Source organism: Massilia sp. Root418 (genome assembly GCF_001425265.1).
Classification (GTDB): domain Bacteria; phylum Pseudomonadota; class Gammaproteobacteria; order Burkholderiales; family Burkholderiaceae_D; genus Rugamonas.
In genome coordinates this window covers 261,648-281,095 of the sequence record NZ_LMEC01000021.1, presented here as the reverse complement: position 1 = coordinate 281,095, position 19,448 = coordinate 261,648, and the positions used below count along the sequence as shown (strand labels likewise).

At 65.2% G+C, this 19,448-nt stretch carries 17 protein-coding genes; 10 read left to right on the top strand and 7 right to left on the bottom strand.

Translation table 11 applies throughout. The features are described from left to right. Positions 1–107 precede the first annotated feature (107 nt). Both pilB and ASC94_RS19355 read left to right on the top strand, forming a co-directional pair. Complete coding sequence (gene pilB / locus ASC94_RS19360) at positions 108–1,838, top strand: type IV-A pilus assembly ATPase PilB (protein ID WP_056398940.1); 1,731 nt, start codon at positions 108–110, stop codon at positions 1,836–1,838. A 10-nt stretch (positions 1,839–1,848) separates the two neighbouring features. Next, positions 1,849–3,072, top strand: a complete 1,224-nt coding sequence (locus tag ASC94_RS19355; protein ID WP_056398931.1) for a type II secretion system F family protein — start codon at positions 1,849–1,851, stop codon at positions 3,070–3,072. Here ASC94_RS19355 and ASC94_RS19350 read toward each other — a convergent pair. Genes ASC94_RS19350 through ASC94_RS19340 form a run of 3 tightly spaced genes read right to left on the bottom strand, consistent with a single transcriptional unit; the run spans position 3,050 to position 5,635 of the window. Continuing rightward, positions 3,050–3,457, bottom strand: a complete 408-nt coding sequence (locus tag ASC94_RS19350) for a carboxymuconolactone decarboxylase family protein (protein WP_056398927.1) — start codon at positions 3,455–3,457, stop codon at positions 3,050–3,052. The two genes, ASC94_RS19355 and ASC94_RS19350, sit on opposite strands and share 23 nt — an antisense overlap. Next, positions 3,454–4,233 (bottom strand): 3-hydroxybutyrate dehydrogenase, encoded by a 780-nt coding sequence (locus tag ASC94_RS19345; RefSeq protein ID WP_056398924.1) that lies wholly within the window; start codon positions 4,231–4,233, stop codon positions 3,454–3,456. The genes ASC94_RS19350 and ASC94_RS19345 overlap by 4 nt, the downstream gene beginning before the upstream one ends. Before the next feature lie 10 nt (positions 4,234–4,243). Then, entirely contained in the window at positions 4,244–5,635 is a 1,392-nt protein-coding gene (locus tag ASC94_RS19340) for a GntP family permease (protein WP_056398920.1), read from the bottom strand. A 260-nt stretch (positions 5,636–5,895) separates the two neighbouring features. Between ASC94_RS19340 and ASC94_RS19335 the strand changes: the two genes are divergently transcribed. The 5 genes from ASC94_RS19335 to yacG all read left to right on the top strand — a co-directional run bounded on the left by ASC94_RS19335 (position 5,896) and on the right by yacG (position 9,917). Continuing rightward, positions 5,896–7,335, top strand: coding sequence for a sigma-54-dependent Fis family transcriptional regulator (locus tag ASC94_RS19335; RefSeq protein WP_056399691.1), 1,440 nt, complete (start codon positions 5,896–5,898; stop codon positions 7,333–7,335). Between the two features lie 54 nt (positions 7,336–7,389). After that, positions 7,390–8,259, top strand: a complete 870-nt coding sequence (locus tag ASC94_RS19330) for an A24 family peptidase (protein ID WP_056398917.1) — start codon at positions 7,390–7,392, stop codon at positions 8,257–8,259. 1 nt (position 8,260) lies between these two features. Next, positions 8,261–8,917: a dephospho-CoA kinase gene (gene coaE, locus ASC94_RS19325; protein WP_229417340.1), complete on the top strand. Its 657-nt coding sequence runs from the start codon at positions 8,261–8,263 to the stop codon at positions 8,915–8,917. A gap of 64 nt (positions 8,918–8,981) precedes the next feature. Further along, positions 8,982–9,737 (top strand): cell division protein ZapD, encoded by a 756-nt coding sequence (gene zapD, locus ASC94_RS19320; RefSeq protein ID WP_056398915.1) that lies wholly within the window; start codon positions 8,982–8,984, stop codon positions 9,735–9,737. Positions 9,738–9,746: 9 nt separating this feature from the next. Beyond that, entirely contained in the window at positions 9,747–9,917 is a 171-nt protein-coding gene (gene yacG, locus ASC94_RS19315) for a DNA gyrase inhibitor YacG (protein ID WP_056398912.1), read from the top strand. Positions 9,918–9,983: 66 nt separating this feature from the next. On the opposite strand, the gene ASC94_RS19310 is transcribed toward yacG, so the two are convergent. Genes ASC94_RS19310 through argJ form a run of 3 tightly spaced genes read right to left on the bottom strand, consistent with a single transcriptional unit; the run spans position 9,984 to position 12,521 of the window. Beyond that, positions 9,984–10,397, bottom strand: coding sequence for an NUDIX domain-containing protein (locus ASC94_RS19310; protein ID WP_056398908.1), 414 nt, complete (start codon positions 10,395–10,397; stop codon positions 9,984–9,986). Then, positions 10,394–11,281, bottom strand: a complete 888-nt coding sequence (locus ASC94_RS19305; protein WP_056398901.1) for an ATP-binding protein — start codon at positions 11,279–11,281, stop codon at positions 10,394–10,396. Before ASC94_RS19305 ends, ASC94_RS19310 begins: the two co-directional genes overlap by 4 nt. Position 11,282: 1 nt before the next feature. Beyond that, positions 11,283–12,521, bottom strand: coding sequence for a bifunctional glutamate N-acetyltransferase/amino-acid acetyltransferase ArgJ (gene argJ, locus ASC94_RS19300; RefSeq protein ID WP_056398896.1), 1,239 nt, complete (start codon positions 12,519–12,521; stop codon positions 11,283–11,285). A gap of 310 nt (positions 12,522–12,831) precedes the next feature. Between argJ and ASC94_RS19295 the strand changes: the two genes are divergently transcribed. The 3 genes from ASC94_RS19295 to ASC94_RS19285 all read left to right on the top strand — a co-directional run bounded on the left by ASC94_RS19295 (position 12,832) and on the right by ASC94_RS19285 (position 16,617). Then, positions 12,832–14,049 (top strand): porin, encoded by a 1,218-nt coding sequence (locus ASC94_RS19295; RefSeq protein WP_056398892.1) that lies wholly within the window; start codon positions 12,832–12,834, stop codon positions 14,047–14,049. A 10-nt stretch (positions 14,050–14,059) separates the two neighbouring features. Beyond that, a complete protein-coding gene (locus ASC94_RS19290; RefSeq protein ID WP_056398889.1) occupies positions 14,060–14,467 on the top strand; it encodes a hypothetical protein in 408 nt (135 codons plus the stop codon). Positions 14,468–14,631: 164 nt separating this feature from the next. Then, on the top strand, positions 14,632–16,617 hold the full coding sequence (locus ASC94_RS19285) for an ATP-binding protein (RefSeq protein WP_056398886.1): 1,986 nt from the start codon (positions 14,632–14,634) through the stop codon (positions 16,615–16,617). A gap of 35 nt (positions 16,618–16,652) precedes the next feature. Here the strand turns inward: ASC94_RS19285 and secA are convergent, their stop codons facing one another. Continuing rightward, positions 16,653–19,406 (bottom strand): preprotein translocase subunit SecA, encoded by a 2,754-nt coding sequence (gene secA, locus ASC94_RS19280; RefSeq protein WP_056398885.1) that lies wholly within the window; start codon positions 19,404–19,406, stop codon positions 16,653–16,655. Positions 19,407–19,448 lie beyond the last annotated feature (42 nt).

Genomic DNA, 19,448 nt, shown 5'->3' with positions numbered 1-19,448 from the left:
GCGCACGGTAGGGATCTTGCTTTACAAAAGTGATGCCCACGGGCATCATCCGGAGGATGGCCGCAGGGCCAGCCTCCCTTGTGTAGTTTTCCTGACAGCGCGCTTCTATGGCAGCAGTTCAACCCAATCCAGCGTCCGGCGCCCCCATGGCGGGTCTGGCGCGGGCCTTGATGCAGGCCGGCCGGCTGACGCCGGCGCAGGCCGACGCGCTGCAAAAGAAGGCCCTGGCCGACAAGCTGCCCTTCATTGACACCTTGTTGGCCGCCAACGCCATCCAGCCCCGCGAGCTGGCTTCCTTCTGTTCCGAGACCTTTGCCTACCCGCTGATGGACCTGGCGGCGTTCAGCATCGACGCGTTGCCGCCCAAGATCATCGACGCCAAGCTGATGCAGGCGCAGCGCGTGATTGCGCTGGCCAAGCGCGGCAACAAGATGTCGGTGGCGATCTCCGACCCCACCAACACCCAGGCGCTGGACCAGATCAAGTTCCAGACCGAGTCGCTGGTGGAACCGGTGATCGTGGCGCACGACGCGCTGCTGGCCATGCTGGGCAGCCTGGGCCGCAGCGCCGAGCAGAACCTGAACGAACTGGCCGGCGACGAGCAGGAAATCCAGTTCGCCGACGAGACCGAAGCACCCTCGGCCGCCGCCGAGCAGGCCGCCAACGAGGTGGAAGACGCGCCCATCGTGCGCTTCCTGAACAAGATGCTGATGGACGCCGTTAACATGGGTGCATCGGACTTGCATTTCGAACCATTCGAAAAGTTCTACCGCATCCGCTTCCGGGTGGACGGCGTGCTGATGGAACACGCGCAGCCGCCAGTGTCGATCAAGGACAAGCTGGTGTCGCGCATCAAGGTGCTGGCCAAGCTGGACATCTCGGAAAAGCGCGTGCCGCAGGACGGCCGCATGCGCCTGATCGTCTCGCCCACCAAGACCATCGACCTGCGCGTGTCCACCCTGCCCACGCTGTTCGGCGAAAAGACCGTGATGCGTATCCTGGACGCGACCCAGGCCCAGATGGGCATCGACTCGCTGGGCTACGACCCGGACCAGAAGGCGCTGCTGTTGGACGCCATCCAGCGCCCCTACGGCATGGTGCTGGTGACGGGGCCGACCGGCTCGGGCAAGACGGTGTCGCTGTACACCTGTTTGAACATCCTGAACAAGCCCGGCATCAACATCTCCACCGCCGAAGACCCGGCCGAGATCAACTTGCCGGGCGTGAACCAGGTGAATGTGAACGACCGCGCCGGCCTGACCTTCCCGGTGGCGCTGAAGTCCTTCCTGCGCCAGGATCCGGACATCATCATGGTGGGCGAGATCCGCGACCTGGAAACGGCCGACATCGCCATCAAGGCCGCGCAGACCGGCCACATGGTGTTCTCCACCCTGCACACCAACGACGCGCCGTCCACCCTGACCCGCTTAATGAACATGGGCGTGGCGCCGTTCAACATCGCCTCCTCCGTGATTTTGATCACCGCGCAGCGCCTGGCGCGCCGCCTGTGCAGCTGCAAGCAGCCGGTGGACATCTCCAACGACCTGCTGCTCAAGGCCGGCTACAAGCCCGAAGAGCTGGACGGCAGCTGGAAGCCCTACGGCCCGGTGGGCTGCGAGCGCTGCAACGGCGGCGGCTACAAGGGCCGGGTCGGCATCTACCAGATTATGCCGATCACGCCGGCCATCGAGGCCATTATCCTGGCACACGGCAACTCGATGCAGATTGCGGCCCAGTCGGAAAGCGAGGGCGTGAAGTCCCTGCGCCAGTCCGGCCTGGTCAAGGTGAAAAACGGCTTGACCAGCCTTGAGGAAGTCCTCGGCTGCACCAATGAATAGGATGTGAATCATGGCCACTACCAGCACCCCGGGCAATCCGGTCAAGGAATCGGTCTTCGCCTGGGAAGGCAAGGACAAAACCGGCAAGACCGTGCGCGGCGAGCTGCGCGCAGGGGGCGAGGCGGTGGTCAACGTGACCTTGCGGCGCCAGGGCATCATGGTGACCAAGGTCAAGAAAAAGGTCTACCGCAGCGGCAAGAAAGTCACCGACAAGGACATCTCCCTGTTCACGCGCCAGCTGGCCACCATGATGAAGGCCGGCGTGCCGCTGCTGCAGTCCTTCGACATTGTCGGCAAGGGCCACTCGAATCCATCGGTATCCAAGCTGGTGATGGACCTGCGCGCCGACATCGAGACCGGCACCAGCCTGAACCAGGCCTTCCGCAAGTTCCCGCTGTATTTCGACCCGCTGTTCTGCAACCTGGTGGGCGCCGGCGAGCAGGCCGGCATCCTGGAAGACCTGCTGACGCGGCTGGCCATCTACAAAGAAAAGACCCTGGCCATGAAGGCCAAGATCAAGTCCGCGCTGACCTATCCGGTGTCCATCCTGGGCGTGGCCTTCATCGTCACCGCCGTGATCATGATCTGGGTGGTGCCGGCGTTCAAGCAGGTGTTCGCCAGCTTCGGCGCCGACCTGCCCGCGCCCACGCTGGCGGTGATGGCGATTTCCGAATTTTTCGTGTCCTACTGGTACATCATTTTCGGCGGCCTGTTCGGCTCGATCTACTTCTTCTTCCAGGCCTGGCGGCGCTCGCCGCAAGTGCAGCGCTTCATGGACGTGACCCTGCTCAAGCTGCCGATCTTCGGCGAGGTGATCCGCAAGGCCACCATCGCGCGCTGGACGCGCACCCTGTCGACCATGTTCGCGGCAGGCGTGCCGCTGGTGGAATCGCTGGACTCGGTGGGCGGCGCTTCCGGCAACATCGTCTACCTGGAAGCGACGCGCCGCATCCAGAAGGAAGTGAGCACCGGCACCAGCCTGACCGTGGCCATGCAGAACGCCGACGTGTTCCCGAATATGGTGACGCAGATGGTGTCCATCGGCGAGGAATCCGGCTCGCTGGACGCCATGCTGGGCAAGGTGGCCGACTTCTTTGAAGACGAAGTGGACGAGGCGGTGGCTTCGCTGTCGAGCCTGATGGAGCCGCTGATCATGGTGATCCTGGGCGTGCTGATCGGCGGCCTGGTGATCGCCATGTACCTGCCGATCTTCAAGCTGGGTTCGGTGGTGTAAGGGCTGCCTCCCGCAGCCCCTCCTGCGCGGCGCGGAAGGCCTCCGCCGCCAGCGGCACGCCGCAGTAGACCGCGGCGTGCAGCAGCACTTCCTGCAGCTCGCCCACCGTGGCGCCGTTGTTCAGGGCGCCGCGGATGTGGCCCTTCAGTTCGTGCGTGCGGCCCATGGCCGCCAGCATGGCCACCGTCGCCAGGCTGCGCGTGCGCAGGTCCAGGCCGGGGCGCTGCCACACTGTGCCCCAGGCTTCGCGCGTGATGTAGTCCTGCAGCGGCTGCGTGAAGGCGGTGGCGCCGTCCAGCGCGCGCGCCACGAACTCCTCCCCCATCACCTGCTTGCGCGTGCGCAGGCCGTCCGCATGCTGGCGGTCGTCCGCGCCGGCGCTCATTGCGCGGCCCAGCCGCCATCCATGTTCAGGGCTGCGCCGCGGATCTGGGCGGCCGCCTCGCTGCACAGGAACACGGCCAGCGCGCCGATCTGCTCGGGCGTGGCGAATTCCTGCGATGGCTGTTTTTCGCCCAGCAGCCTGGCGCGCGCGTCGTCCGCACCCAGGCCGGACCGAGCGGCCAGGTCGTCGATCTGCTTTTGCACCAGCGGCGTCAGCACCCAGCCCGGGCAGATGGCGTTGCAGGTGATGCCGCTGCGCGCGTTCTCCAGCGCCACCGCCTTGGTCAGCCCGATCACGCCGTGCTTGGCCGCCACGTAGGCGGACTTGTTCACCGAGGCCACCAGCCCGTGCACCGACGCGACGTTGATGATGCGGCCCCAGCCGCGCTGCTGCATCAGCGGCAGCGCGGCGCGGATGGCGTGGAAGTTGGAGGACAGGTTGATGGCCATGATCTGGTCCCATTTCTCCAGCGGGAACTCGTGCACCGGCGCGGTGTGCTGGATGCCGGCGTTGTTGACCAGGATGTCCACCGCGCCGAAAGCCGCCGTGGCCTCGGCCACCATGGCGGCGACCTGCTCCGGCTGCGCCATGTCGGCCGCGCTGTGGCGCACCTGCACGCCCAGCGCGCGCAGCTCGGCAGCGATGGCGTCGATGGCGGCGGCGTCGCCAAAGCCGTTCAGCATGACGTTGGCGCCCTGCGCGGCCAGCGCGCGGGCGATGCCCAGCCCGATGCCGCTGGTGGAACCGGTGACGATGGCGGATTTATTCTTCAACATGGCTAGCTCCTCAGTAGATTCCAAATGCGTAGTAGGCACCGATGACCACGAACACGGCCATGGTCTTGATGCAGGTGACGGCGAAAATGTCGCCGTAGGACACGCGGTGCGTCAGCCCGCTCACCGCCAGCAGGGTGATGACGGCGCCGTTGTGCGGCAGGGTGTCCATGCCGCCGCTGGCCATGGCGGCCACGCGGTGCAGCACCTCCATCGGAATATGGGCGGCGCTGGCGGCCTGGATGAAGGTGTCCGACATGGCGGCCAGCGCAATGCTCATGCCGCCCGAGGCGGAGCCGGTGATGCCGGCCAGCGACGTGACGGCGATGGCCTCGTTGACCAGCGGATTGGGCACGGCGCGCAGCGCGTCCGCCACCACCAGGAAGCCCGGCAGGCCGGCGATGACGGCGCCGAAACCGTACTCGGAGGCGGTGTTCATGGACGCCAGCAGCGCGCCCGAAATGGCCAGCTTGCTGCCTTCGGCAAAGCGGCGGCGCACGGTGTCGAAGGCCAGCAGCAGCACGCTGGCGATGCCCACCAGCAGCGCCGCTTCCACGGCCCAGATGGCCGCCACTTTCGACACCTCGGTCACCACCGGCTTGGCCGAACCGGCCAGCGCCAGGCTGTGGCTCTTGCCGTAGTAAAGCGGAATCATCACGGTAAACACCTTGTTCAGCACGCCCACCAGCACCAGCGGCAGCAGCGCCAGCAGCGGATGCGGCAGGTTCTGCTGGGTGAATTCCTCCGGCTCGTTGCTGTGGCCGGTGCCATAGCCTTCGCCCTTGGCCAGCGCCTGGCGGCGGCGCCATTCGAGGTAGGCCAGGCCGGTGGCCAGGATGAACACCGAGCCGATCACGCCCAGCCAGGGCGCGGCCCAGGTGTCGGTCTGGAAGAAGGAGGTGGGAATGATGTTCTGGATCTGCGGCGTGCCGGGCAGCGCGTCCATGGTGAAGGTGAAGGCGCCCAGCGCGATGGTGCCGGGAATCAGGCGCTTGGGGATGTTGCTTTGCCTGAACATCTCGGCAGCGAACGGGTACACCGCGAACACCACCACGAACAGCGACACGCCGCCGTAGGTGAGCACGGCGCACACCAGCACGATGGCCAGCATGGCGCGCTCGCGTCCCACCAGGCGGATGACCAGCGCGACGATGGACTTGGAAAAGCCCGACAGCTCGATCACCTTGCCGAATACCGCGCCCAGCAGGAACACAGGGAAATACAGCTTCACAAAGCCCACCATCTTGTCCATGAACACGCTGGTAAACATGGGCGGCACCAGGCCGGGATCGGTCAGCAGCACGGCCAGCATGGCCGCCACCGGGGCAAACAGGATGACGCTGAAGCCGCGGTAGGCGACCACCATCAGGAAGACCAGCGCCAGCAAAACGATCAGAAAGCTCATACACGCTCCATTAAGGTAGAACGTTGTCTAAAGCACTATCCATGCCTGAGACATAAAGTCCTGTAAATTCAAGAGCTTAGATATAAGCGGCCGTGATGCCGGGGTGCCGCTCAGGTGCATATTGTCCGGATAAGCAGACAGCGGCCGCCAAACAATGCGGAATCATGTCTGGAAAACCGGACGCCGCGTATGAAATACTGGACAGCCGGCCCGGCAGCAGCCAGAATCGGCCTTTTTGGCGGGCGGACACGATGGAGCTGATGCACTGGTTTACCGGGAATCCCGGCGGCGGCGGCCTGCGCCATCTGGCCATTCCCAAGCTGCTGGAACGGCTGGATGCGCTATGCGAAGGCACCATCGCGGTGGACACCGAAGCGCGCATCGTCTGGTGCAACGACAAATACCTGCACATGCTGGGCTACACCGACCCGCAGTCCCTGCTGGGCCGGGACGTGGAGGAGATCATCCCCAACAGCCTGATGCGCCAGGTGGTCAAGAGCGGCGAGCCCATCCTGCTGGACCTGATGGCCTTCGGCAGCGACACCTTCGTCGTGTCGCGCCTGCCGCTGACCGGGCCGGACGGCAAGGTGATCGGCGCGGTCGGCATCTGCCTGTACGACAAGCTGCACCACCTCAAGCCCCTGCTCGGCAAGTTCGCCCAGCTGCAGGACGAGCTGGCGGAAACCCGGCGCCTGCTGGTGCAGGACCGGCGTCCGCGCTACACGCTGGCCAGCTACGTGGGCAACAGCCCGGCCAGCCTGGAAGTGAAGCGCCAGGCCCGGCGCGCCGCGCAGCTGGGCAGCACCGTGCTGCTGCTGGGCGAAACCGGCACCGGCAAGGAGCTGCTGGCGCAAGCCATCCACGCCAGCTCCGAGCGCGCCGGCCAGCCCTTCATCGCCGTCAACGCCGCCGCCATTCCCGAGGCGCTGCTGGAATCCGAATTCTTCGGCGCCGCGCCGGGGGCCTACACCGGCGCCGACAAGCGCGGCCGCGACGGCAAATTCAAGCTGGCCCACGGCGGCACCCTGTTCCTGGACGAAGTGGGCGACATGCCGCTGCAGATCCAGGCCAAGCTGCTGCGCGTGCTGCAGGAGCAGGAGGTGGAGCCGCTGGGATCGAACAAGGTGATCAAGGTGGACGTGCGCATCATCGCGGCCACCAGTATCGACCTGGTGCAGGCGCTGGCCCAGGGCCGCCTGCGGCGCGACCTGTACTACCGCCTGAACGTGCTGTCCATCACCCTGCCGCCGCTGCGCGAGCGCCTGGGCGACCTGGAAGCGCTGTGCGAAGGCGCGCTGGAGCAGATCGTCGAACGCACCGGCATGGGCCGGCGCGAACTTACGCCGGGCGCGCTGCAGCGCCTGGCCGCCTACGACTGGCCGGGCAATGTGCGCGAGCTGCGCAACGTGCTGGAGAAAGCCGTGCTGCACAGCGACAACCGGCGCCTGGTGGCGGACGACTTCGACGCCATCCTGCCGCGCGCCGTGGCCGATGCCGTGCCCGCCGCGCGCCTGCACGGACCGGGCGGACCGGGCGGACCAGCTGCGGTGCAGCCGCTGGCGCAGGCGGTGGCGGTGGCCGAGCGCGGCGCCATCGAAGCGGCCCTGCTGGCGGCGGGCGGCAAGAAGACCGAGGCCGCGCGCCTGCTCGGCATTTCACGCGCCACCTTGTACGAAAAAATGGCGCAGCTGCAACTGTAGTTGTGCCACGCCCTGCCTTATACTGTCTGCACACAACACCACCGGAACCCACCGATGCAGGATATCTTGCTGTTCGCCCCGCCCGCCACCCTGATTGCCGCCGTTGCGGCCGGCATATTCGGCCTGCTGATCGGCAGCTTCCTGAACGTCGTCATCCACCGCCTGCCCATCATGATGCAGCGCGAGTCGGACAACTACGTGGCGTCCGAACTGGGCAAGGAGCTGCCGCACACCACGCGCTACAGCCTGGTGGCGCCGCGCTCTGCCTGCCCGCATTGCCAGCACCAGATCACCGCGCTGGAAAACATCCCCGTGGTGAGCTACCTGGTCCTGGGCGGCAAGTGCAGCAACTGCAAGGCGAAGATCTCGCCGCGCTACCCCGTCATCGAAGCCTTCACGGGCCTGCTGTCGGCCGCGCTGGTGTGGCAGTTCGGCAGCGGCTGGATGGGCCTGGCCACGCTGTTCTTCGCCTACATGCTGATCGCCATGACCTTCATCGACGCCGACACCCAGCTGCTGCCGGACGACCTGACCCTGCCACTGCTGTGGGCCGGCCTGCTGCTCAACATCAACGGCATGTTCGTGCCGCTGCAGGACGCCGTGATCGGCGCGGCGGCCGGCTACCTGGCGCTGTGGTCGATCTATTGGCTCTTCAAGCTGGCCACCGGCAAGGAAGGCATGGGCTACGGCGACTTCAAGCTGCTGGCAGCGCTGGGTGCCTGGCTGGGCTGGGCCACGCTGCCCACCATCATCCTGCTGTCGTCCGTGGTGGGCGCGGTGGTCGGCATCTGCCTCATGGTGTTCGCCAAACGCGGCCGCAACAATCCCATCCCTTTCGGCCCCTACCTGGCGGCAGCCGGCATGATCGCCCTGATGTTCGGCGGCCCGCTGGCCAACCTCACCTCCAGCCTGCTGGGCAACTGACGTGGCGGCCGGCACACCCAGCGTGGAAGGCAAGTTCAGCGTCGGCCTCACCGGCGGTATCGGCAGCGGCAAGAGTGCAGTGGCGGCGCGCTTCGCCGAGCTGGGCGCCACCATAGTCGACACTGACCGCATCGCCCACAGCATGACCGTGCCGGGCGGCCCCGCCATGCCGGCCCTGCTGGCCGAATTCGGCGCCGAATTCGCCGACGCCAGCGGTGCCCTGGACCGCGCCCGCATGCGCGCGCTGGTGTTTAGCGACGCCACCGCCAAGGCCAGGCTCGAAGCCATCCTCCATCCCCTGATCCGCAGCGCCGCCGAAGCGGCAGGCGCGGCCGCCACCGGCCCCTATGTGATCTACGACGTGCCGCTGCTGGTCGAGTCCGGCACCTGGCGCAGCCGGGTGCAGCGCGTGCTGGTGGTCGACTGCCCCGAGGCGGTGCAGGTGGCGCGTGTGATGGCCCGCAACAACATGCCGGCCGCCCAGGTGCAAGCCATCATGGCGGCGCAGGCGCCCCGTTCAGCGCGGTTGGCAGCGGCGGACGATATCATTAATAATGAGGGGGAATTGGCCGCATTGGGGCCGCAAATTGCGCGATTACACAATTTATACCTGGCATTTTCCGCAGGAACGATAACAATACCATCGCAACGTTTGTAATTTTGCTTCGCTTGGTTCAGAATCACGGAATTCTTTGCAGGCCCATCTATAGAGGGAAGTCATTTTGATTGTCTACGAATACCCTTTCAACGAGCGCATACGCACGTTGTTGCGGCTGGAAGACCTGTACGAGAAATTCAAGTTCTTTGTGCATCAAGAACACCCCATGCAGCACCACGTCGCGCTGGCCACGATCTTCGACATGCTCGAAGTGGCAGGCCGGGCGGACCTGAAGTCGGACTTGCTGCAGGAACTGGAGCGCCAGCGCCAGACTTTGCTGAGCTACCGTTCCAACCCGAATGTACAGGCAGAAACGCTGGATGCCATCCTGTCCGAGCTGGACAGCGTGAGCAGCGCCCTCGTCGCCGCCCAGGGCAAGACCGGCCAGAACGTGCGCGACAATGAATGGCTGATGAGCATACGCGGCCGCACCATCATCCCCGGCGGCGCCTGCGAATTCGACCTGCCCTCCTACTACGCCTGGCAAAAACGCAGCGCCGAGCAGCGCTTCAACGACATCGCCGGCTGGTTCGCCCCGCTGGCGCCGCTGTTCGACGCGCTGGCCCTGGTGCTGCGCCTGCTGCGCGACTCGGGCGGCCCGGTCAAGATGATCGCCAACGCCGGCAGCTACCAGCAAATGCTGCAAGGCAAGGTGTACCAGATGCTGCGGCTGACGCTGGACGAATCCATGGGTGCGATTCCCGAAATCTCGGCCAACAAATACATGCTGTGGGTGCGCTTCACCACCCAGGGCGGCGACCTGAAACCCAAGCCGCTGGAAGAAGATGTACCATTCGAGCTCACGCTCTGTAATTTTTAAAGAATAGCCATGACCGTAGTTGAATGCCCGACCTGCTCCGCCAAAGTGGAGTGGAGCGAAAAAAACAAATACCGCCCCTTCTGTTCCGAACGGTGCAAGCAAATCGACCTGGGCGCCTGGGCTGAAGAGAAATACGCCATCCCCGCCGCGCCGCCGCGCGATCCGCTCGACGAAGAATAAAAAAAATGGGGTCAGGGTTAGTTTTCGCGGACGCGAAGACTAACCCTGACCCCATTTTTCCATTTTTTAGGGCAGCGCAGCCGGATCGTGGCGGATCTGCTCCAGCCATGCGAGCAGAGGGATGGTGGCCGGCAGCAGCGGTTCGACGCCCACCGTGCCTTGCCATGCGAAAGCCTGGCCTTCCAGGCTTTGCGGTTCGCCGTGCCAGTCGCGGCTGATGTAGAAGTGCAGCCGCACGTGGGCGTGCGGGTAGACGTGCTCGATACCGCACCACGCCTGCGCGCTGTTGATCGTCAATCCCAGCTCTTCAAGAAACTCGCGCTTGAGCGCTTCGAGCACCGTCTCGCCCGGATCGACCTTGCCGCCGGGGAATTCCCAGTAGCCGTCATAGGGTTTGCCGGCCGGGCGCTGGCCCAGGAGCACGTCGCCGTTAGGCTGGATCAGGATGCCGACCGCGACGTCCACTTTCTGGTCGCTCATGCCGTACCCTCGGGAAGTTTGCCGGCATAGTCCTTGGCGAACTGCCAGGCCACGCGGCCCGAGCGCGAGCCGCGCTGCAGCGCCCAGCGCAGCGCGTCGCCGCGCGCCGCGTCCACCTGCGCCGGCGTGCAGCCGAAGCTGGCCAGCCAGTGCGCGCAGATGTCGAGGTAGTCGTCCTGCTTGAAGGCGTAGAACGACAGCCACAAACCGAAACGCTCGGACAGCGAGATCTTCTCTTCCACCGTTTCGCCGGGATGCAGGTCGCCGTCCTCGTCGTGCGTGTAGCTCATATTGTCGGCCATGCGCTCCGGCATCAGGTGGCGCCGGTTGGAGGTGGCGTAGATCAGCACGTTGTTGGACTGGGCGGCAATCGAGCCGTCCAGCGCCACCTTGAGCGCCTTGTAGCCGCTCTCACCTTCTTCGAACGACAGGTCGTCGCAGAAGATGATGAAGCGCTCGGGACGCCCCGCCACCAGGTCCACGATGTCCGGCAGTTCGGCCAGGTCGGCCTTGTCGACTTCGATCAGGCGCAGCCCATCTTGCGCGAACTGGTTCAAACATGCCTTGATCAGCGACGATTTGCCGGTGCCGCGCGCGCCCGTGAGCAGCACGTTGTTGGCCGGCCGGCCGGACACGAACTGGCGCGTATTCTGCTCGATGGCGGCCTTTTGCGGGCCGATGTTGTGCAGGTCGTCCAGCGCAATGCTGGACACGTGCTTCACCGCCTGCAGGTGGCTGGCGCCGCCGCCGCCGTTTCCGCGCCGCCAGCGGTAGGCATGGCCCAGCTTCCAGTCCGGCTCGCGCGGCGCTTGCGGCAGGATGGCCTCCACCCTTTGCAGCAAGGCCTCGGCGCGCACCAGGAACTGCTCAAGTGGGGTCGCCATATCAGGAGCGGTAGTCGGCGTTGATGCTGACGTAGTCGTGCGACAGGTCACAGGTGTACACAGTGGCCTTGGCGTTGCCGCGCGCCAGCTTCACGCGCACGCCGATCTCGCTCTGCTTCATCACGCGCTGGCCGTCTTCTTCCTTGTAGTCCGGGTTGCGGCCGCCATTCTTGGCCACCCACACATCGTCCAGGTACAGGTTGAGCGTGCTCACGTCCAGGTCTTCCACGCCCGCGTAGCCGATGGCGGCCAGGATGCGGCCCAGGTTGGGGTCGGAGGCGAAGAAGGCGGTCTTGACCAGCGGCGAGTGGGCGATGGAATACGCGATCTTGCGGCATTCATCCACGTCCTTGCCGTCTTCCACCGTGATCGTCATGAACTTGGTGGCGCCTTCGCCGTCGCGGATGATGGCTTGGGCGAGGAACACGGACAGCTCGGTCACCGCGGCGGCCAGCGCCTTGAACTCGGGCGAGTCGACCGAATTCACTTCCAGCGTGCCGGCGCCGGTGGCGACCAGCATGAAGGAATCGTTGGTGGAGGTGTCGCCGTCGATGGTGATGCAGTTGAAGGACTGGTCGGCAGCCTGCTTGACCAGCACGTCCAGCACCGGCTGCGCCACCTTGGCGTCGAAGGCCAGGAAGCCCAGCATGGTGGCCATGTTCGGCTTGATCATGCCGGCGCCCTTGGAGATGCCAGTCAGGGTCACCTTGTGGCCACCGATGTCCACCGTGCGCGAGCCGGCTTTGGGCTGGGTGTCGGTGGTCATGATGGCTTCGGCCGCGTTGAACCAGTTGTCGCCCGTCAGGTTGGCCACGGCGGCGGGCAGGCCGGCCACGATGCGGTCGACCGGCAGCGGCTCCAGGATCACGCCGGTGGAGAACGGCAGGATCTGGCCGGCTTCGCAGCCCAGCAGACCGGCCAGCGCGGCGCAGCTCTGCTGCGCGCGCGCCAGGCCTTCGTCACCGGTGCCGGCGTTGGCGTTGCCGGTGTTGACCATCAGCGCGCGGATCGGCTGGCCGCCGGCGTTCACGGCCGCCAGGTTGGCCTTCGAGATCTGCACCGGCGCGGCGCAGAAGCGGTTCAAGGTGAACACGCCGGACACGGTGGCGCCCGGCGCCAGGCGCAGCACCAGCAAGTCCTTGCGGTTCGGTTTCTTGATGCCGGCTTCGGCAAAACCGATCTCGATACCGGCAACCGGCTTCAGATCAGCAGCGACGGGGATGGGGGAATTGACGGCCATGTGGGTTCTCGGGCAAGTGTATGGGAAGCCGTTATTGTAATACCTGCGGCGGCCCCATGCGGTCCGCTACTTTCAGTCACAGCGGCGGCGCCCACTGTATTTTGTCCAATTTTGCAAAATCGCTCAACAGCACGGCAATCATGCCGAATTGCCCACTATTTATCGCTAAAAAGCCACAGAATTTTAGAGTACTTGCTCAGTACAACGTTTTCTCGATGATGCCTGAAAGAAATTCATCTAAGGTAGGCGACGCATGCGGTGCCCCGTGCTCGCCGCTTTCTTGAAAAATAATGTGATTGGAATCCGTACGATGAAAAAGCAACTTCTAGTAGCATCCGTCCTGGCCGCCTGCAGCGTCATGCAAGCCCAGGCAGGCTCCCTGGACGACGGTAACCTGAGCATCAGCGGCTTCGGCACGCTGGCTGCCGCCAAGAGCGACAGCGACACCGCCCAGTTCGCCCGCTACAACCAGGCCACCGGCGTCGGCGACAGCCCGCGCCTGGGCCTGGACACCAATCTCGGCCTGCAAGCCACCTACAAGATCAACGACTGGCTGTCCGGCACCGCGCAGGTGCTGACCCGCAAGAACACCAGCCCCAGCTTCACCACCGACCTGACCTGGGCCTTCCTGAAGATGAAGGTGAACGACGAAATCAGCGTGCGCGTCGGCCGCGTGGTGATCCCGGCCTTCCTGATCTCCGACTACCAGAACGTGGGCTACGCCAACACCATGATGCGTCCGCCGATCGAAGTCTACGGCCAGGACCCGATCGAGAACGTGGACGGCGTGGACATGAACTACCAGCACGCCTTCGGCGACACCAACTTCACCGCGCAAGCCTTCTTCGGCTCCAGCCGCGGCAAGCTGTTCGTGCCGACCGCGGGCGGCTCGGTCGCCAAGTACCGCGCGCCGGCCCAGGGCGTGAGCCTGTCGCTGGAACGCGGTCCGGTCACCCTGCGCCTGGGCCACGCCCGCGCCGAGCTGCATAGCGACAACCTGCTGCCGATCAACAGCCTGGCCGCCACCCTGAAGCAAGTGGGCTTCGGCCAGCTGGGCCAGGACCTGGGCATCGTGCAAGGCAAGAAAATGAGCTTCACCGAACTGGGCCTGACGGTGGACTGGAACAACATCGTGATCCAGTCCGAGTACGCGCAGCGCCGCGCGCACGACCCGGTCTACATCCCGGAAACCAATTCCTGGTACGCCATGGCCGGCTACCGCGTCGGCAAAGTGCTGCCCTACTACGCACACGCCGCCAGCAAGGGCGCCGGCAGCTCGATTACCGTGCCGGCCGCGCTGGCCAAGATTCCCGCGCTGAACGCCGCCGTCAACAACCTGCTGGTCTCGCCCGAGCAATCGACCGACCTGGTCGGCGTACGCTGGGACTTCGCCAAGTCCATGGCGCTGAAGGTGCAGGTCGACCGCGTCAAGCCCAAGGTCAAGTCGGGCCAGCTGATCTTCACGCCGGCCGCCGGCCAGAAGGACAGCGTGACCGTGGTGGCAGCCGGTCTGGATTTCGTATTCTAAGGTGATCTCTATGAAAAAAATAACGACCTCCCTGATCCTGGCTGCCTTCGCCGCGGCTGCCGTGCCGGCCTCGGCCGAAACGGTGGTGATCGTCAACAAGGCCAACCCGGCCACCCGCATGTTCTCGGAGCAGGCCTCCCAGTTCTTCCTGGGCAAATCGAATATGTTCACGCCGGTGGACCAGGCCGAAGGCTCGGCCATCCGCAACGACTTCTACCAGAAAGTGGCGGAAAAGGATGCGGCCCAGGTGAAAGCCATCTGGTCCAAGCTGGTGTTTACCGGCAAGGCCACGCCGCCCAAGGAGTACAAGTCCAACGCCGAGGTGAAGAAGGCCGTGGCGGACGATCCCAAGGCCATCGGCTACATCGACAAGTCGGCCGTGGACGACAGCGTCAAGGTCATCCTGACCCTGCCGTAAGCCCACCTTACCGGCAGCCTACCCCAGCAGCGCCCGCCCGGTCCGCCCGGCGGGCGCTGTGCCGTTTACGCGGGGGAAAAGGCGCCAGCCCCTCCCCTTGCATAGTTGCATACGGTATATTGCTGGCTGGAGGACCACGCGGTCCTGGACAGCTGGGAGTGGGTGTGACTTTATCGCTGCGCGCGAAGTTTCTGTTGTTGAGTGCCATCGTCCAGGCGCTGGTGGTGGCCCTGTTGATCGGCAACAGCCAGCGCGTGATGGACAACGCGGTGGGCAAGAACGCCGAGCGCGTAGCGCACGAGTACGCCGTCACGCTGAACCTCACCCTGAGCCCCTACGCCATCCGCGGCCGGCTCAGCGAGTTGAGCGACTACTGGAGCGAGATGCTGTCCGACCCGCAGGACAGCTTCGTGCGCTACATCGTCGTGCTGGACCAGAACGACGTGCCGGTGGCCACCGCCGGCGAGCGCCCGGCCGAACTGCCGGCGGCGCTGCGCGACGGCAGCGCGCCGGCCATGAATGGCGTGCGCACCTGGCAGCGCGACGGCACCCTGCACGCGCGCGCCCCCATCCTGCTCAAGGATAACCAGATCGGCTCGCTCAACTTCGGCCTCTCGACGAGCGAGCTGAGCAAGGCGCGCGAGGAAGTGTTCCTGCAGTCGGGCCTGATTTCCCTGTTCGGCCTGGCGCTGGGCGTGCTGCTGTTCTTCGCCTTCACCCAAGGCATAGGCCGGCGCCTGCGCACCCTCACCGGCCAGACCGAGCAGATGATGCTGAGCGCCTTCGGCCGCCGCCTGCCGGAAGGCGAAGGCGACGAGATCGAAGTGTATGCGCGCTCGCTGAATTCGATGAGCGAGGCGCTGCGCGAACGGGTGCTGCAGCTGGAAGCGTCGCAGCAGCGCCTGTCCGAATCGGAAGCGCGCTTCAAGACCCTGTTCGACATGGCGCCCGTGCCGCTCAGCGTGACCGACCGCCACGGCCACATCATCGGCGCCAACCAGGCCCTCACGCGCGCCTTCGGCTACGGCCCGGAGCAGCTGATCGGCAAGCGCTCGGACGCCTTTACCTTTTGGGGGGCGCCGGAGGAGCGCGAGCGCATCTGGCAGCTCTACATGCGCAACGGCAGCGTGCACGGCGAAGTGGCCAGCATGGCCCTGCGCGACGGGGGCACCGGCCAGGTGGCGATCTGGTCGTCCTCGCTGAACCTGGACGGGGTGGACGCCATCATCTGGGCGCTGCTGGACATGACGGCCGAGCTGCGGGCCAAGCAGGAGCTGGAGGAATTGAACGCCTCGCTGGAAAGCCGGGTGCGCGAGCGCTCGGCCGAGCTGGAGCGCGCCAACGCCGACCTGTCGCACGCGCTGCAGACCCTGCAGCGCACCCAGCACGACCTGCTGGCGGCCGAGAAGATGGCGTCGCTGGGCTCGCTGGTGGCCGGCATCGCGCACGAGCTCAACACGCCGATCGGCAACAGCCTGCTGGCCTCCACCGCGCTGGGCGACCGCGTGCAGGAATTCGAGGCCATGCTCAGCGGCGGCACCCTGCGCCGCTCCGCGCTCACCAACTACAATGCGGAAGTGAAGCTGGCCTCCGGGCTGATTTCAAGCTCGCTCAACAAGGCGGCCAACCTGATCGCGTCATTCAAGCAGATCGCGGTGGACCAGACCAACGACCAGCGCCGCGTGTTCAAGCTGCAGGCAGTGGTGCTGGACACGGCGGCGACCTATGTGCCGCGCCTGCGCCGCGCCTGCTGCGCCACCACCTTCGACGTGCCGCCCGGCCTGGCGCTGGACTCCTATCCGGGCAGCTGGTACCAGATCTTCAACAACCTGATCAACAACGCCCTGGTGCACGCCTTCGACGGGCGCAGCGACTGCGCCATCGCCATCAGCGCGCGCGAACTGGACGGGAACATGGTGGAGGTGCTGTTCAGCGACAACGGCGCCGGCATGCCCGACGAGGTCAGGCGCCACGTGTTCGATCCCTTCTTCACCACCAAGATGGGCAGCGGCGGCACCGGGCTGGGCATGAACATCGTCTACAACATCGTCACCGGCGTGCTGGGCGGACGGGTTGCGGTGGAATCGCAGCCGGGCCAGGGCACGGCGGTGCGCATCGTGATTCCGCGCAGCTCGCCGGTGCGCGCGTAAAAAAAAACCGGAGCCAGGCTCCGGTTCGATCTTGCTTAGGCCAGCTTGCCGTGGCAAGCCTTGTACTTCTTGCCGCTGCCGCAAGGGCAAGGGTCGTTGCGGCCCACGCGCATGCCGTCGTCGGCAGCCGCGGCCGGCGCTGCCGCCGTCGGCGCCAGCAATTCTTCCGGCGCCGCGTTCGGATTGAAGTCGGCGTGCTGGTAGTGTACGTTCTCCAGGTGGGTGGCCTGCATGGCCGCTTCCGCCGCGTCGATTTCCTCGCGCGACTGGATGCGCACCGTCATCACGTGGCGCACCACCTCGTTCTTGATCAGGTCCAGCATCTGGCCGAACAGCTCGAACGCTTCGCGCTTGTATTCCTGCTTGGGATTCTTCTGCGCGTAGCCGCGCAGGTGGATACCCTGGCGCAGGTGGTCCAGCGCGGCCAGGTGCTCGCGCCAGTGGCTGTCCACGCTTTGCAGCATGACGTTGCGCTCGAAGCCGCCGAACGCTTCCTTGCCCACCATGTCGATCTTGGCCTGGTACACGGCGTCGGCCGCGGCCAGCACCTTTTCCAGCACTTCCTCGTCGGTCAGGCTGGAATCGGCCGCCAGCGCAGCCTGCAGGTCCACCTGCACCTGCCATTCGGAGGCCAGCACCGTTTCCAGGCCCTTGATGTTCCACTGCTCTTCCACCGACTCTTCCGGCACGTACTCGCGCACGATGTCGGTGAACAGGCCGTGGCGCAGCGAGGCGATCATCTCGGAAATGTCGGTCGCTTCCAGCAGCTCGTTGCGCTGCTGGTAGATCACCTTGCGCTGGTCGTTGGCGACGTCGTCGTATTCCAGCAGCTGCTTGCGGATATCGAAGTTGCGCGCCTCGACCTTGCGCTGCGCCGATTCGATGGAGCGCGACACGATGCCCGCCTCGATCGGTTCGCCTTCCGGCATCTTCAGGCGGTCCATCACGGCGCGCACGCGGTCGCCCGCGAAGATGCGCAGCAAAGGATCGTCCAGCGACAGGTAGAAGCGGGAGGAACCCGGGTCGCCCTGGCGCGCCGCGCGGCCGCGCAGCTGGTTGTCGACGCGGCGCGACTCGTGGCGCTCGGTGCCCACGATGTGCAGGCCGCCGGCGGCCACTACTTGCTCGTGCAGCGCCTGCCAGCCGTCGCGCAGCGCCTGGGCTTGCGCCGCCTTGTCGGCGTCGCTCAGCTCGGGATTGGCATCGATGAACTTGATCTGGTTTTCCACGTTACCGCCCAGCACGATGTCGGTACCGCGGCCGGCCATGTTGGTGGCGATGGTGATGGCTTGCGGACGGCCCGCCTGGGCGATGATTTCCGCTTCGCGGGCGTGCTGCTTGGCGTTCAGCACGTTGTGCGGCAGGCCGCCCTTGGTGAGGATGCCCGACAGCAGTTCCGAGTTTTCAATCGAGGTGGTGCCCACCAGGACAGGCTGGCCGCGCTCGTAGCAGTCGCGGATATCCAGCATCATGGCGTTGTATTTTTCCTGGTTGGTCTTGTAGACCTGGTCCTGCTTGTCCTTGCGCGCCGACGGGCGGTTGGGCGGGATCACCACGGTTTCCAGGCCATAGATTTCCTGGAATTCGTAGGCTTCGGTGTCGGCGGTACCGGTCATGCCGGCCAGCTTGCCGTACATGCGGAAGTAGTTCTGGAAGGTGATCGAGGCCAGCGTCTGGTTCTCGTTCTGGATCTTCACGCCCTCTTTCGCTTCCACCGCCTGGTGCAGGCCGTCCGACCAGCGGCGGCCCGTCATCAGGCGGCCGGTGAATTCGTCGACGATCACCACTTCATTGTTCTGCACCACGTAGTGCTGGTCCTTGAAGTACAGCGCGTGCGCGCGCAGCGCCGCGTACAGGTGGTGCACCAGGGTGATGTTGGCCGAGTCGTAGAGCGACGCGCCTTCAGGCAGCAGGCCCATCTGCACCAGGATGCCTTCGGCCTTCTCGTGGCCGGCTTCGGTCAGCAGCACCGAGTGCGCCTTCTCGTCCTTGGTGTAATCGCCCGGCACTTCGATGTTGCCCTTGCCGTCCGAGGTTTCCTCGCCGATCTGCTGGGTCAGCATCTTCGGCACTTCGTTGATCTTGTAGTACAGGTCGGTGTGGTTCTCGGCCTGGCCGGAGATGATCAGCGGGGTGCGGGCTTCGTCGATCAGGATGGAGTCGACTTCATCGACGATGCCGAAATTGAGCGCGCGCTGCACGCGGTCGCGCGCTTCGAACACCATGTTGTCGCGCAGGTAATCGAAGCCGAATTCGTTGTTGGTGCCGTAGGTGATGTCCGAACCGTAGGCGGCCTGCTTGGCCGCGTGCTCCATCTGCGACAGGTTGATGCCGGTGCTCAGGCCCAGCCAGGCGTACAGCTTGCCCATGGTTTCGGCGTCGCGCTGCGCCAGGTAATCGTTGACGGTCACGATGTGCACGCCCTTGCCCGACAGCGCATTGAGGTAAGCCGGCAGGGTCGCGGTCAGGGTCTTGCCCTCGCCGGTGCCCATTTCAGCGATCTTACCGAAGTGCAGCACCATGCCGCCGATCAGCTGCACGTCGAAGTGGCGCATCTTGAATACGCGCTTGGACGCCTCGCGGCACACGGCGAACGCTTCCGGCAGCAGCGCGTCCAGCGTTTCGCCGTTGGCGATGCGTTCCTTGAAGGCGGGGGTTTTCGCTTGCAGCTCGGCATCCGACAGCTTTTCCATGGCCGGCTCGAGCGCATTGATTTCGCGTACCGTTTTTTGATATTGCTTGAGCAGACGCTGGTTGCGGCTGCCGAAAATCTGGGTCAGTAAGGACATTGGTTAACGCCGTTAAAAAAAGCTATGGTGTAAGGTGCTCAG

Excerpts from the sequence above, each read along its gene's own strand:
- pilB (WP_056398940.1), top strand. The coding sequence starts at position 108 with ATGGCAGCAGTTCAACCCAATCCAGCGTCCGGCGCCCCCATGGCGGGT.
- ASC94_RS19355 (WP_056398931.1), top strand. The coding sequence starts at position 1,849 with ATGGCCACTACCAGCACCCCGGGCAATCCGGTCAAGGAATCGGTCTTC.
- ASC94_RS19350 (WP_056398927.1), bottom strand. The coding sequence starts at position 3,457 with ATGAGCGCCGGCGCGGACGACCGCCAGCATGCGGACGGCCTGCGCACG.
- ASC94_RS19345 (WP_056398924.1), bottom strand. The coding sequence starts at position 4,233 with ATGTTGAAGAATAAATCCGCCATCGTCACCGGTTCCACCAGCGGCATC.
- ASC94_RS19340 (WP_056398920.1), bottom strand. The coding sequence starts at position 5,635 with ATGAGCTTTCTGATCGTTTTGCTGGCGCTGGTCTTCCTGATGGTGGTC.
- ASC94_RS19335 (WP_056399691.1), top strand. The coding sequence starts at position 5,896 with ATGCACTGGTTTACCGGGAATCCCGGCGGCGGCGGCCTGCGCCATCTG.
- ASC94_RS19330 (WP_056398917.1), top strand. The coding sequence starts at position 7,390 with ATGCAGGATATCTTGCTGTTCGCCCCGCCCGCCACCCTGATTGCCGCC.
- yacG (WP_056398912.1), top strand. The coding sequence starts at position 9,747 with ATGACCGTAGTTGAATGCCCGACCTGCTCCGCCAAAGTGGAGTGGAGC.
- ASC94_RS19310 (WP_056398908.1), bottom strand. The coding sequence starts at position 10,397 with ATGAGCGACCAGAAAGTGGACGTCGCGGTCGGCATCCTGATCCAGCCT.
- ASC94_RS19305 (WP_056398901.1), bottom strand. The coding sequence starts at position 11,281 with ATGGCGACCCCACTTGAGCAGTTCCTGGTGCGCGCCGAGGCCTTGCTG.
- argJ (WP_056398896.1), bottom strand. The coding sequence starts at position 12,521 with ATGGCCGTCAATTCCCCCATCCCCGTCGCTGCTGATCTGAAGCCGGTT.
- ASC94_RS19295 (WP_056398892.1), top strand. The coding sequence starts at position 12,832 with ATGAAAAAGCAACTTCTAGTAGCATCCGTCCTGGCCGCCTGCAGCGTC.
- ASC94_RS19290 (WP_056398889.1), top strand. The coding sequence starts at position 14,060 with ATGAAAAAAATAACGACCTCCCTGATCCTGGCTGCCTTCGCCGCGGCT.
- secA (WP_056398885.1), bottom strand. The coding sequence starts at position 19,406 with ATGTCCTTACTGACCCAGATTTTCGGCAGCCGCAACCAGCGTCTGCTC.